The 13,718-nt window shown below is 41.8% G+C and carries 12 protein-coding genes; 2 read left to right on the plus strand and 10 right to left on the minus strand.

Translation table 11 applies throughout. The features are described from left to right. Positions 1 to 4 precede the first annotated feature (4 nt). Positions 5 to 706, minus strand: a complete 702-nt coding sequence (gene bshB1, locus ACOYVE_RS05810; RefSeq protein WP_014856371.1) for a bacillithiol biosynthesis deacetylase BshB1 — start codon at positions 704 to 706, stop codon at positions 5 to 7. Between the two features lie 113 nt (positions 707 to 819). On the opposite strand from bshB1, the gene gatB reads away from it, so the two are divergent. Beyond that, the gene (gene gatB / locus ACOYVE_RS05815) at positions 820 to 2,262 is read left to right on the plus strand and encodes an Asp-tRNA(Asn)/Glu-tRNA(Gln) amidotransferase subunit GatB (RefSeq protein ID WP_014856370.1); all 1,443 of its coding nucleotides are present in this window, start codon (positions 820 to 822) and stop codon (positions 2,260 to 2,262) included. A gap of 4 nt (positions 2,263 to 2,266) precedes the next feature. On the opposite strand, the gene ACOYVE_RS05820 is transcribed toward gatB, so the two are convergent. Next, positions 2,267 to 3,148, minus strand: coding sequence for an SDR family oxidoreductase (locus ACOYVE_RS05820; RefSeq protein WP_014856369.1), 882 nt, complete (start codon positions 3,146 to 3,148; stop codon positions 2,267 to 2,269). A 73-nt stretch (positions 3,149 to 3,221) separates the two neighbouring features. Between ACOYVE_RS05820 and ACOYVE_RS05825 the strand changes: the two genes are divergently transcribed. Beyond that, entirely contained in the window at positions 3,222 to 4,073 is an 852-nt protein-coding gene (locus ACOYVE_RS05825) for a deoxyribonuclease IV (RefSeq protein WP_041356473.1), read from the plus strand. A 1-nt stretch (position 4,074) separates the two neighbouring features. On the opposite strand, the gene ACOYVE_RS05830 is transcribed toward ACOYVE_RS05825, so the two are convergent. The 8 genes from ACOYVE_RS05830 to ACOYVE_RS05865 all read right to left on the minus strand — a co-directional run bounded on the left by ACOYVE_RS05830 (position 4,075) and on the right by ACOYVE_RS05865 (position 13,711). Further along, entirely contained in the window at positions 4,075 to 4,929 is an 855-nt protein-coding gene (locus ACOYVE_RS05830; RefSeq protein ID WP_014856367.1) for an N-acetylmuramoyl-L-alanine amidase-like domain-containing protein, read from the minus strand. Between the two features lie 17 nt (positions 4,930 to 4,946). Then, positions 4,947 to 6,407, minus strand: a complete 1,461-nt coding sequence (dnaB, locus tag ACOYVE_RS05835) for a replicative DNA helicase (RefSeq protein WP_014856366.1) — start codon at positions 6,405 to 6,407, stop codon at positions 4,947 to 4,949. A 4-nt stretch (positions 6,408 to 6,411) separates the two neighbouring features. Continuing rightward, positions 6,412 to 7,146, minus strand: coding sequence for a uracil-DNA glycosylase (locus ACOYVE_RS05840; protein ID WP_422881216.1), 735 nt, complete (start codon positions 7,144 to 7,146; stop codon positions 6,412 to 6,414). A gap of 77 nt (positions 7,147 to 7,223) precedes the next feature. Further along, on the minus strand, positions 7,224 to 7,514 hold the full coding sequence (gene rpoZ / locus ACOYVE_RS05845; protein WP_014856364.1) for a DNA-directed RNA polymerase subunit omega: 291 nt from the start codon (positions 7,512 to 7,514) through the stop codon (positions 7,224 to 7,226). Further along, positions 7,495 to 8,085, minus strand: a complete 591-nt coding sequence (gmk, locus tag ACOYVE_RS05850) for a guanylate kinase (protein WP_041356027.1) — start codon at positions 8,083 to 8,085, stop codon at positions 7,495 to 7,497. The genes rpoZ and gmk overlap by 20 nt, the downstream gene beginning before the upstream one ends. 7 nt (positions 8,086 to 8,092) lie before the next feature. Then, positions 8,093 to 8,968, minus strand: coding sequence for a YicC/YloC family endoribonuclease (locus ACOYVE_RS05855; RefSeq protein WP_422881219.1), 876 nt, complete (start codon positions 8,966 to 8,968; stop codon positions 8,093 to 8,095). A 305-nt stretch (positions 8,969 to 9,273) separates the two neighbouring features. Further along, the gene (locus tag ACOYVE_RS05860; protein ID WP_051015868.1) at positions 9,274 to 11,445 is read right to left on the minus strand and encodes an Ig-like domain-containing protein; all 2,172 of its coding nucleotides are present in this window, start codon (positions 11,443 to 11,445) and stop codon (positions 9,274 to 9,276) included. 145 nt (positions 11,446 to 11,590) lie between these two features. After that, entirely contained in the window at positions 11,591 to 13,711 is a 2,121-nt protein-coding gene (locus tag ACOYVE_RS05865) for a BamA/OMP85 family outer membrane protein (RefSeq protein ID WP_162098599.1), read from the minus strand. Positions 13,712 to 13,718: the final 7 nt, after the last annotated feature.

The raw sequence follows: 13,718 nt of genomic DNA on the forward strand, positions 1-13,718 counted from the left end.
CCCCTTATTTAATTAGTTGGACTATATCAAATTCAATTTCTTCTTCGCAAAAGAAAGGCTCTCCGTAATCTTTGCCGATTTTAAAGCCGTAAACTTTTGCCCGAGCTTCGAGAAATTTGAGGAAATTAGGCTGACTGATAAACGTTTCGGGCTCGTTGCTATCGGGATTATAGAATTGAGATTTATATGCGCGGACTGCGTTCATTTTCGTTTCGAACGTTTCGCTTATATCAACTATAAAAGAAGGTTTGAATTCATATGTTTGCATATAATAGAAAAGACGTCCGGGACGATAAGCATCCTGCCCCGTAACAATTTTGGGGAGTCCGGAAAAAAAGAACGCTTCTTTAACAAGATTGCCAACGCCGATATGGTCGGGGTGACGGTCGTTAAAGTAAGGCGCAAAGAGTATCTTAGGGCGAAATTCTCTTATCTTGCGTATCAAAGCATGCAGATGCTCTTCATTGTATTTAAGATTGCCGTCATTGAATCCGAGGTTTTCTCTGAGCGTCAAGTTCAAAATTCGGGATGCTTCTTCCGCTTCTTTCAATCTTAATTCCGGAGTTCCTCTTGTGCCGAGTTCTCCGCGGGATAAATCCACGAGACCGACTTTATAACCTCCTGCTGTTAACTTAGCAATTGCGCCGCCCATTGATAATTCTGCGTCGTCGGGATGAGCGGCAAATATCAGTATATCGAGCTCCATAATTATCCGTTTTAATTTTGTTGTTTAATATGTATAAAATTTTTGTGACAGCAAAATAGTTCATTAAACGAGAAAATAATTATATTCGTAAAACAAATTTTTCTAATCTGATTATGAACGACAAATACGAAGCGGTAATAGGACTTGAAGTCCACGCACAATTATTAACCGACACAAAAATTTTCTGCGGATGTTCGACCAAATTCGGTTCCGCCCCGAATACAAACGTATGTCCGGTTTGTTTGGGACAACCAGGCGTACTTCCCGTACTGAACAAGAAAGTTGTCGAATACACGGTTTTGATGGGACTCGCCACAAATTGCAGAATAAATCGTAAATCGATCTTTGCAAGGAAGCATTACTTTTATCCCGATCTGCCCAAGAATTATCAGATTTCGCAATACGAAGAACCGATATGCGAACACGGTCATATAACGATTGAATTTAAAGACGGAACGAAGAAAAAAATCGGCATTACAAGAATCCACATGGAAGAAGACGCCGGTAAATCGATTCACGATCAGGATTTCGATACGTTGATCGATTTGAACAGAACCGGAACGCCTTTGATGGAAATCGTAAGCGAACCCGACATCCGAACTCCTGAAGAAGCTTATTTGTATCTTACAAAACTAAAACAGATACTAACTTATCTCGGCATTTGCAACGGCAATATGGAAGAAGGCTCGCTCAGGTGCGACGCTAACATCTCGGTTCGTCTTAAAGGCGAAACAAAATTCGGCACAAAGACAGAAGTTAAAAACATGAACTCGTTCCGCAACGTCGAGCGCGCGCTGGCTTTCGAAATCGAAAGACAAATCGACTTGCTCGAAGACGGAAAGGAAGTCGTTCAGCAGACGCTTTTATGGGACGCCGACGCCAACGTCGCTCAACCGATGCGTTCGAAAGAAGAAGCGCACGATTACCGTTATTTCCCCGATCCGGACCTTATGCCGGTAGTGATTGAAGATAAAATGCTCGACGAAATCAAAAGCCGGATGCCTGAGCTGCCGGACGAAAAGAAAAACCGTTTTATAGAAAATTTCGGATTGCCCGCTTACGACGCCGAAATCCTTACATCTTCCCGCGAACTTGCAGACTACTACGAAAAAATTCTTACCGTCACTAAAGATTATAAATCCGCCAGCAACTGGGTAATGACGGAGGTTCTGAAAGTAGTCAACGAGGAAAAAATCGATATATCTGCATTTCCGGTCAGTCCGGAAAATCTCGGTAAGTTAATCGAATTAATTAACAACAACACTATAAGCGGCAAAATTGCAAAAGACGTTTTTCCCGAAATGCTGAGGAGCAACAAAGACCCGGAAACGATAGTTAAAGAAAAAAATCTCGTTCAAATAACCGATACATCGGCTATCGAATCGATTGTAGAAAAAGTTTTGTCCGCCAATCAAAAACAGGTGGAAGAATTTCTCTCCGGCAAAGAAAAAGTGCTCGGCTTTCTCGTGGGACAAATAATGCGCGAGACAAAGGGAAAAGCGAATCCGCAAATTGTAAATGAAATCCTGCGGAATAAATTGAATACCCTGAAGTAGAGAATTATTGCCGGAAGATATCGGCAATCGATTCCTCCAACGGATCCGGTTCGATTCCATAAGATTTCAATTTGTCTATATTCAGCGAGACGTCATAAACTTTGTACGGATAATTTTCTTCGTCCATTGTCGTCTTTATCAACAAATCGTTTCTTAGTCCCGCAATTTTACATGCAAAGTCAATCAAATCGTATCTCGACAATCTTTCATTTCCTCCGAAGTTAAGAGTTTCGCTTTTAAGGTCTTCTATTTCAATCAACCTCGCGATCATTCGAGCGGCTACCTTCAATGAAAGAGGCGAACGGAATTGATCGGTAAATAGTTTTACCCGCTCGTTATTTTTTATTTTCTTCAAAGTCTCCTGAAAGAAATTAGTCGTATGATTCAATCCGAAACCGTAAATAAGCGCTTCTCTAAGAATGATATAATTTTGCGTCGCTTCTTTAATTTTCTGTTCGCCCATCAATTTTGTTTCGGCGTAGAGCGAAACGGGAATCAGTTTTGCATTTTCGTTGAGATACGAACCTCGGTATCCGGCGTACACAAGATCGGTCGATAAATATATAATCTTAGAATTATATCGCTCGGATAATTCCGCAAGTTTCTTCGTAGCATTAACGTTAATTTCATAGACGTAACTACGCGACAAAGAATCCGCTTTGGCGCTGTTCGATATTGCCGCCGCGTGAACAACCGCATCCGGTCTGAAGTTTTCAAATATTTCTTTGAGTTTATCATAGTCGTTCAATTGAAGCTGCACGGAATTGTATTCTTTACAGTTGCCTTTATTTCTATAGTATTGAGTTAAGATATCGTGTTTTTCCGCAATATAGATATTGAGATATTGGCCGATCAAACCGCTGCCGCCGGTTATGAATATTTTCATATTTTCTTTTATATCATTTATTATTAAACTTAGAAAACAATTTAATATTATTTTTCAATTAAACAGAAGACAAATGAAACAATTAATAGGCGCGCATACATTCGTCAAAGGCGGACCGGCTTCGGCTATTGAAACCGCCGAGAAGCTGGGATTCACAGCCATTCAAATCTTCACCAAAAACAACAATCGTTATTTCGAACGCGATTTGAGAGAAGACGAAATTAACGATTACAAAGAAAAATTGAAAAATTCAGGAATCAAGTTTGTCGTTTCGCACGACTCTTATTTAATAAATCTGTGCTCGAAGAATCCCGAAGGATTAAAAAAGTCGCGCGCGGCTTTTGTAAAAGAACTCGAAAGATGCGAACAGCTCGGAATACCCCATTTGAATTTTCATCCGGGAGCTCACGGCGGACAGGGAGAAGAAGACGGACTAAAATTAATCGCTGAATCGCTCAATTACGCTCACGAAAAGACCAAAGGTTTCAAAGTAAAAAGCATGCTCGAAGCCACGGCGGGACAGGGAACGGCGCTCGGTTATAAGTTCGAACATCTGCGTAAAATTATCGATATGGTAGACGAACCGGAAAGAATGACCGTGTGTATCGACACATGTCATATATTTGCCGCCGGCTATAATATTCGCGATCCGAAGGAATATAAAAAGGTGATGAAGGAATTCGATGAGATTGTCGGACTCGATTTACTGAAATGCATCCACATGAACGACAGCAAGAAAGAATTGGGAAGCAAAGTGGACAGGCACGAACATATCGGCAAAGGATACATCGGCCTCGAAGGCTTTTCAAATATTATGAACGACAAAAAAATTGAACATGTGCCGAAAATTCTGGAAACTCCCAAAGGGAAAGATCAAAAAGAAGACCTTAAAAATATCGAAACGCTTCTGAGCTTAATAAAATAACCTAATTAATACGCAGAACCATTATACCCGTCTGTTTCGAATGCGATTCGATATATTCAGCCAAAGGTAGTTTTGTTATTTCCACTTTTTTACCGACATCAGGAGCATGAAGTAAATGTATCCTGCCGTCTCTTCCTTTTACCGCAATACCCGTATGAGAAATATCAAGTCCCGGAATATTGGTTGTAATCCCGATTATGTCGCCGCTGAGTAGCTTGCTTTCGATTCGTCGAATCATCTTCTGAGGAATGTAGTAGTATTTTCTCGACGAAATCTCATTTTCAATTAAGGCAATCGAATCCGTCAATTTCCGATTGTCCGCCAACTGTTTATAGCTTTTTGTATGAGACGACATAAAATTAATTTTTTTATTGTACGGAATTCCTCCTATTTCTTCGGTTATATCTTTTCCGATCCCCCTTTTTTGCATTTCATAAATCCAGTCGGAAAAATAGTGGAGACGCGATGCGTAGCCTTTCATATCGCCGTTTCGATATCTTAGATTTTCAATTTCCTTAAGGAAAGCGTTGAAGGAGGTATCGTTGTTTTTTATACATCTTGCCAAAGCCACAGTCGCTTCCACAAACGTATAACAATCGAGACCTTTGAGATTAATTATCAGCGATTCGTCTTCGGTCTCCTCGAGAGTATGAGCTTTATAATCGGCGCCGATAAAACTCAACCCGATCTGCTCGATTATCTTATTAATCGGTTCACTTCTTAGATTGTTTTTATATGCCAGCTCTAATTTATTGCGGCATATGGCTACGTCTTCCGGGCTGTAGACCTGCGCGTTTGTAATAAAAGTAATTATTATCAGAAGCAGGAAAAGTAAAAGGAAATTTAGTTTGTTCATAATTGGTATTCCGTTAATCAGAACGGTTCCTGGTCGTCCATTGCTTCGACGTCGCCTTCCGGCAAAGCCTGTCTGAATTTTTCAAGGTTTTCGAACCGGGCGTATTCTTTGACAAATTTCAATTTAATTTCGCCGATCGGACCGTTACGCTGTTTGCCGATAATAACTTCCGCGATGCCGTCGGTGCTTTCGCCCCCGGCTTCTCCGTTCGTATAAGTCGTAATGCCGTAAACTTCCGGGCGATACAAAAATATTACAACGTCGGCGTCCTGTTCAATCGAACCGGATTCGCGCAAGTCGGAGAGCATCGGCTTTTTATCCGATCTTTGTTCAACGGCGCGATTTAACTGCGAAAGAGCTATCACTGGCACATTCAATTCTTTTGCAAGAGCTTTCAGCGACCGGGAAATAGTCGATATTTCTCTTTCTCTGCTTTCGAGCATGGTAGACGGATTGACCAATTGAAGATAATCTACGACGATCATTCCGATATTTTTTTCATTCTTAAGCCGTCTTGCTTTTGCGCGAAGCTCCAATACGGTAATACCGGGCGTATCATCGATATAAATCGGCGCTTTGCTCAATTTATGCACGGTTCTGCTAATACGCGCATAATCTTCGGCTTTGAATTTTCCTGTTCTCAAACTATGCGCGTTAATTTTCGCCTCGGCTGATATCAAGCGCGTGGCTAATTGTATGGTGGACATTTCGAGCGAAAAGACCGCTATCGGCACCTGATGGTCGACCGCTGCATTACGCGCAATCGACATAGCAAACGCGGTTTTGCCCATCGAAGGGCGAGCGGCTATAATAACTAAATCCGACTTTTGAAACCCTCCAAGCATTGTGTCGAGTTCATAATAACCCGAGGGAACGGCGTTGAACGAAGTCTTTTTGGAATGAATTGCTTCGATCAGTTCGAGCGATTCCTTGACGGCTCTGTCCATCGAAGTGAATGATTCTTTAATTCCTTCTTCTGAAATTCTGAAGATTTTCGACTCCGCCTCATCGAGCAAGTCGAAGACGTCTTCTTTGCCTTCGAACGCCATTTCGGCTATTTCGCTGGAAGTGGAAATCAACTGTCGCAGTATCCATTTTTCGAGCACAATACGCGAATGATAATCGATATTGGCGGCTGACGTAGTGTCTTCAGTCAATTGACTGATATATGCCGCGCCGCCGGCTCTTTCGAATTTACCCGATTTTTTCAGTTCTTCATAAAGCGTAACGAGATCGATCGGCTCGTCGGATTCGTAAAGCGAGAGCATTACCTCGAAAATAGTTTTATTACGCGGGTCATAAAAAGCGTCCGGCTTGAGCACTTCGACCGCTTTAGGAACGGCATTATTGTCCAATAACATCGCTCCCAATACCGCCCGCTCCACTTCGACTGCCGCCGGCGGCTGACGCAAAGCGCCGTCCCTTGAAAATTTACCCGAGTCTTCCAATCTTGTATTATCTTTTCTTGTTCTCGCCATTTTTTCAGTTCAATTCGTCGTATAATTTTTTGAATTTTTTTACGTCTTCCCAGCAGCCTTTTTTCCAACCGGGGTTTCTGAGCAAAGCCGCCGGATGATAAGTAACGACCACTTTGATTCCGTTTAACTCGTAGACATTTCCTCTCAAAGCCGAAAGAGAAAGTTTTTTATTCAAAAGACCGTTAGCCGCGACTCTGCCGAGGCAGAGTACAATTTTCGGATTAATCAGCTCGATTTGTTTATAGAGATACGGCATACAAGTTTCCATTTCCGAGGGCAGAGGGTCTCTGTTGCCCGGCGGACGGCATTTCAAAATATTCGCAATGAAGACGTCGTCCCTTGTCAAATCGATTGCTTTCAAAATATCGTTCAACAATTTACCGGCTCTGCCGACGAAAGGTTCGCCTTGTTTGTCTTCGTCCGCGCCGGGAGCTTCTCCGATCAACATGGCGCGCGCCTGCGGATTCCCAACGCCGAATACAAATTTGGTGCGCGATTTCGACAAGTCGCACTTTGTACACGTATTAATAAGACTGTCGAGTTCTTCGAGAGTTTCGGCTTTTTGAAAACCTTCTTCAAACAGATTCTTGTTCAAATCCTTCTCAATCTTTTCTGTAGTTTTTATTTCGGGCTCCGGAATTTTTTCTTCTTTTTCCTCTTTTAAAATAAAAAGGTCGTCGCCGAAAATCTCTTTTTGAAGTTTTAAAGCTTCCGTTAAATTCTTTTCCAGCGACGACATAAATCTACCTTTGAGAATTAAATAATACGGACTGCCGAAAAGACAGCCTTAAAACGGTAACGGCAAAGAAATCTTTTTTACTGTTCTTTATAACGGTATTCGATGCCTTCGTTTAGCAATTCGTTGATAGCGCGAATTTGCGGTTTTTCCCTTTTATCGAATTCGAGAGCAAGTTTAAGTTGTTCTGGATTTTCTTTGTCTTCGAATTCCTCGTCGTTGCTCGTAACGATTGTATTTAGAAGAGTGTTGAATTCGAGTTTATATTCGTCGTTAATCTGACGGGCTCTGCGCGCGGCAACGACTACGGCTTCGTAGAGATTCGGAATTTTCGCCTTGATTTTCGTTAAATCAACCGGTCTGAGTGTCATGATAATTTACCTCCGATATTTCTTTATTTATTATTTTCTTTACTTCTTCAATTGCGCGTTGCAAATCGCTGTTTTCCACGACATAATCAAACTTGTCTTTGTACCCGAGTTCCATTTCGGCTCGTTCGATTCTTTTTTTCAAGTCCTCTTCAGTTTCGGTTCTGCGATTCAGCAACCTTTTTTTCAAAGCTTCGATATCCGGCGGAACAATAAAAATCAGGACGGCATCCGGAAAAATCTTTTTAATGTTTAACGCGCCCTTAACATCCACCTCGAAAACCGTATTATACCCATTTGCCAGGTTATCTTCAACAGATTTTTTCAGAGTGCCGTAATAGTAATCGTAGAATTTTTCCCACTCTACAAATTCGCCGTTTTCAATTTTCTTTTTGAATTCTTCCTCTGTAAGGAAATAATAATCGACTCCGTCGATTTCGCCGGGGCGTTTTTTGCGCGTCGTGGCTGAAACCGAATATTTAAGTTCGGGAAAAGTTTTCAACAGTTCCTTAACAATAGTAGTTTTGCCTGCGCCGCTCGGAGCGGAAAACACAAAAAGCTTTGGCTTGGTCACTTTAAACTCACTCGATATTTTGGATTTGTTCTCTAATCTTTTCGATTTCTTCTTTGATTTCGATACCTAAATGCGATATATGCTCCGAAACCGATTTGCTGTTAATTGTATTTGCTTCCCGATTCATTTCCTGAAGTATAAAATTGAGTTTTCTGCCCGCGTCGTCGGAATTTTTCATCGTATCGAGGAATAATTTGAGATGACTTCTGAGCCTGGTGCACTCTTCCGTAATATTGTATCTTTCGGATAATATCGCAAGTTCATTAATTAATCTCTGCTGGTCGTCAATCAATTCGCCGACCAATTGCGTTGCCTTTTCTTTGAATTTTACAAAATACTCGTTTAGGTCCTTCTCTCTTCTTCCTTCAATTTTCGTTAGAACTTCGTCTATTTTATTAATTCTGGAAAGAATGTCTTTTTCGAGCTCTTTTCCTTCTGCCTTTTTCATCTTGTTCATTTCTTTGATGGCGGCTTCGATCGAAGCCAAAACATACTTCATTTCTTCTTCAATCCGGTCGTCGCTGCCGTCGAAAAATGCATCCTGAAAAATGAATAAGTCAGTCAATTTGATTTTATCCCGCAGACCGGCGGATTTTCGTATTTTTTTCAAAACGTTGTAAGCGTCTTTAACGGCTTCGGTATTGAGTTCGCCGTATTTATCCTCCAGCCCGTCTTTTTTCAGAGAAACGCTCAAATAAACTTTTCCGCGTTTAATGCTTTTTTTGATCTTCTCGCGTATTTCGAGTTCTTTACTCGATAACGCCTTGGGCAATCTCACGGATAAATCGAGGTACCTGCTGTTAAGACTTTTTATCTCAGTCTCGATTGTATAGCTGCCGAAATGGGTTTCATTTTTCCCGTATCCGGTCATACTGACGAGCATTTAAAATCTCCGAAAAAAATTGACTTTAAATTTAGAAAAAAAATTGGCTCTTTACAAAATAATACATCTTATCCTTCTTTTTCAGGCTTCTTAGTAATATCGGCACACGGAATTAATCAGAAATGAAGAACTTGGCTCAATGGCAGGATTCGTTCCGGGATTATACAACACGACCGAATAAATAACCGTAATTATCCAAATAAGTATCCGGGAAACTGTTTCCCTGGAATTTTTGAATAAAGACATCGAGAGAAACGGTTCCCGTATTTCCGAAGGAACCGTTTTCACCCTTTGTAGTCGAACCGTTACTTCATCAAAAGCATACTTTTTACTTTGCTCCGACCTTCGGTTTCGAGCCTGTAAAAATAGATTCCGCTCGCCAGTCCCGTCCCGTCAAATTCAACATTATAACTGCCGGGCGTTTTTAATTCGTTAACCAATTCTCTTACTTCCCTGCCCAGCGCGTCGTAGACGCTTATGCGCACTTTGGCGGTCTTCGATATATTGTAACTTATTGTCGTAGTCGGATTAAACGGATTAGGATAATTCTGCAAAAGCGCAAACTCGGACGGTAATTCCTGTCTCATATCGATATCGGTTGCTATGTCGCGAGGGACAGCCAGATAATCGACCTGCATCCAACCCCAAGACATCCTCATTTCGACCTTATTTTCTCCTTCTTTTAGGGGCACAGTTAGAGGAAACTCTTTCCATTCGGATTGCCCGCCTGTAAATTCGTATTCCGTTACCAGCTCGTCGTTCACATAGATAAACTGGCTTTTGGGAGTGTCGTATGCCAATCTTGCGGCAAAGCGGATTTCGTAGTCGCCTTCTTGAAGATAGTTTTGAAATGTCCAGATAATCTTTGCATTCTGGTCGTTTGTTTTAATATCGACGTATGCAAAACCGCTGGCAGTCGGGTCGCTGACAATCGTCATTCCGGTACCCGAACGTTGAGCTCTTTCCGCTTCCAAGCGAATAAAAGGCGGCTCGCCGACGGTAATATACACCGGTTCGGATTCTCTCTTTAAGCCTTTGTCGTCGGTGGCAACAGCCGTTAATTTATAATGATCCGGTTCGATATTCGTCCATATGATTCGATACGGCGCTTGATTTACTTCGCCTATTTTCATCGTATCGTTTGCAAAAAATTCCACGCTTACCACTTCGCCGTCGGGATCGCTTGCATCCGCCTCGATGGTTACATCCGTGCCTTCGTCAAAAACCGATTTATCTGCCGGAGCCACTATCGATACTATCGGCCAATCGCCGCTAATTCCGATAACGTCTACTTCCGACCTGTAGGAATCCCAAACCGATTTAATTCCGGCCAGTATCTGCTCTTTTTTCGACACTTGATTGTCGGTCCACGACCAAGCCAGAGCGCCTGCATATCCGTTTTGGAAAAGAGTTTTATAGAGGTTTTCCGTTGCAATGCCAAGTGTATTTTTCATATGAAATTCCGCAACTACAAGGGGTTTGGACAGTCCCCATTTGGATGCGGGATTATGAAACGGCGATACGGCAGTTCCTTCCCCGTGATCGTAATAGTGAACGGTGTAAAAATCGAGAATGCCGTCGGGATCCCCTCCGGCTTCAATTAATCTGTCGTCAGCATAATAATTATAATTCATGATACTCGAAATCCGATTGAGATAGTCCGCCATCTGATCGCCGGTCAAAGACAAATGATGAGCGGAATTGAATTCCTCGGTAATTTCTTTCAATCGGTTTGCGGGTAATTGTCGGTAATCGATTTTTGCCATTTTTGCCGTAGGCACATCAGTCAAAGCTTTTATATGCCAGGTTCCGTTTGTCACCTGCGCTGTCGAATCGGCGCGATGAATTGCGCCGGCGCACAAATTAACGAATCTTTGGATTGCAGACATCGGAACGTGTTTAATATCCGCCCAACCGAACTCGTCGCTCATGCCTTCCGGCTCATTAAAAATTTCCCAGGCAATTATAGCGGGATGACCTTTCAAAGAATCGACCATAGGAATCAATGCTTTTTCGATGTATGCTTTTGTGTATACCGTATCGGTTAGCAGCATCATATTTCTGTCGATGACAGTATTGCCGTTGCTCGTTCGCAGCATGTCGAACGACCAGAGGCATAGAATAACTCCGATTTCACGTTCCCACGCTATATCCAGAGCTTTCTTTAGGTCTTCTATAGTCCCTTCTCCGGGCCCTATCACAAATCCGTTTTGGTCAAATTCCGGCGTATTCGCTCCGTTCGTATGGAGCCACCATCTTAGGGAATTGCCGCCGTTATCGTGAAGCTTAAGGAGAACATTTCCGAATGTTTCGAAATCCGTTTCGCCCGGTCCGATATCGTTTGCAAAATTGAGCCATGCCAAATTAGCCCCATTTAAAAACAAATTTTGATTATTGTATCGAATCCTGTTTTGTTGAGAATAGGCTAAATTATATAGCGCAAACAACATCAAAATTACCGATAACTTGTTTTTCATATTCTCCCTCATATCTTTAATAATTGTTCTAATTATTAACATAATAAATGCCAAATAAAAAAGAATAGATTTTTCAATAAAAAGAAGCGCCTCGCCGACAAAAAAGCGGACGGATCAGTTATCATTTTAATAAAATTTATTAATATCAGAAAGCTTCGCCAATGCCAACATGGAATTGCAATAATTCATTCCACAATTGCTTGCGGAAGAAATTACGCCTGTCGTTCGGGTCGTAAATCTTAAAGCCGAAATCGATTCTCAAAGGAGCGAATTCCGAATAATAGCGAAACCCGAATCCCGCGGCGACTGCAATTCGATCGAATCGGAAATCCGCCGCTCCGTTCAATGTATTTCCGAAATCAATAAACGCTACTCCGCCGAAATTCCCGACTATTCGGTTTCTTGTTTCGAGCGAACCTTCCAGCAGGAAAAATCCTCCCGTGGGAGCTCCTTTTGCCAGTATCGCTTCCAAATCTTCGAGCGTCAACTGACTCAATTTTTCAAAAGGCAATAAAATCTGTGGCGGCACGAGCTGTCTCGTACTCCAACCTCTTACCGAATTACTGCCGCCGGAATAAAAACGTTGATTTATCGAAATACCCGCTTTGTCACCGTAATAATTAAAGATGTTGCCGGCTTTTAATTTCAGTCCGAGCGAGTTTTCAGGCGAATTATAGACCGGGATAAAGAACGAGGAAGTGAAAGACGCCTTAAAGAAGAGAGGTCTGTCGAATCCGTTGCCGAAGGCTCGACTCAGTAAATATGGTATCGAATTGCCTTCCTCAAGAAGAAAATTCAAAGCGTAGCCCCTTGTAGGGAAAAAAATGTCGTTTGTTTGATTTGTTCCGAAAGAGACTCCTATTAATGCGTTGATTCCGCTGCGCACCAATTCGCCGCCAAGAACATTATAGATATAATACCGGGAAAGCGAATCTGCTTCCTGTTTCGGATAATTCAGACGCTGATAGTCAAGACTGAGTAAATTTATCAGATACAAGTCTTTGTATTTATACTCCGCTCTTTCGATGTTCAAGTATGCGCTCAACGAATTGAAATAGGTGTATTGCGGCAATTCGAAATCGAAGCTTAGCTTGGCTCCGTAGATAAACGAATTATATTCCTCTTTCCTTTTTTGAGTCGTAAAATAAGTTTCGTACTTGGTATTGATCGGTTTACCGAAGAGAAAAGGCTGTTCGATTACAATACGCGTGTCGAAATAACCGAAGATTGAAGAGTCGGCAAACGAAGGATGTTTAATAAATTCGGTAAAATTCTGAGCTGCCGCAGAAGAAGAAACGGTAAATTTTCTGGCGTCGCCTAGAAAATTCTTTTTCGTAAAACTGAGTCCCAAACCCATATTAAATGTATTATCCTCGTTATTCATAATCAGTTCGGGGGAGAGCTCGTTTAATTTACCGACGTCGGCGCTTATTACAAGCGGCACGTAATTATTAGCCGTATCCGAAATCACACTGTTAATAATCGCAGACGTAAAAAGTTCGGTTCTGTAAAGGCGCACCTGTCCTCTTTGTATCTGATAATTGCTGTAATAGTCGCCCGGTTTAATTCCGACGATTTGTTTCAAAAGTTCGTCGGTTATGTTTTCCTTGCCAACGCCGGTAATCGATGTGCGGACTTCGCTTATACGGTATCTGTCGCCCGGAGAAAAAGTAATATTTGCAACCACTGTGTTTTTGACCGTATCGACCAGAATTTCAGGCGGTTCGTTCGATGCCAGCATATAACCGTTGTCTCTCAAAAATCCGATTACGTAATTTTTATTGTTTTCAATTATATCGTCTCGATATATCCGCCCCGTATCCTTTGAGACGCGGTTGTACAATAATTCCCTGAACGATTCGGGTATCGATTCCAATCCCTTAAGATTGAGTTCTTTAATAATGGCAGGGTCGGATTCGTTTATGTAATAATTGAGCGTCGCTTCTCCGTCCGACAACGTGTAATCATAAGAAACTCTTACTTTAAAAAAGCCGTTGGAATGATAATAATCTTTAATTGATTGCAGGTCGGCAGAAATTAGCAGTGAATCGAAATATACCGGCGATTTACCGAAATTCGAGATTGAATTTAAGAATTGCGAGAACCAGCCCGGAGTTTCCCTTGAAACAATTATTCTGCGTAGTTCTCCGTCGGAGACAGAATTATTGCCTTCAAAATTGATTTTCGTCAGTTCGTATTTCTCCTGCTGAGCGAACGCAAAAGAAACGATTAAAATCAGATTTAATATGATATAAAATCTTTTCACTTTTTCC

It is taken from the genome of Melioribacter sp. (genome assembly GCF_049325435.1).
Classification (GTDB): Bacteria; Bacteroidota; Ignavibacteria; order Ignavibacteriales; family Melioribacteraceae; genus Melioribacter; species Melioribacter roseus.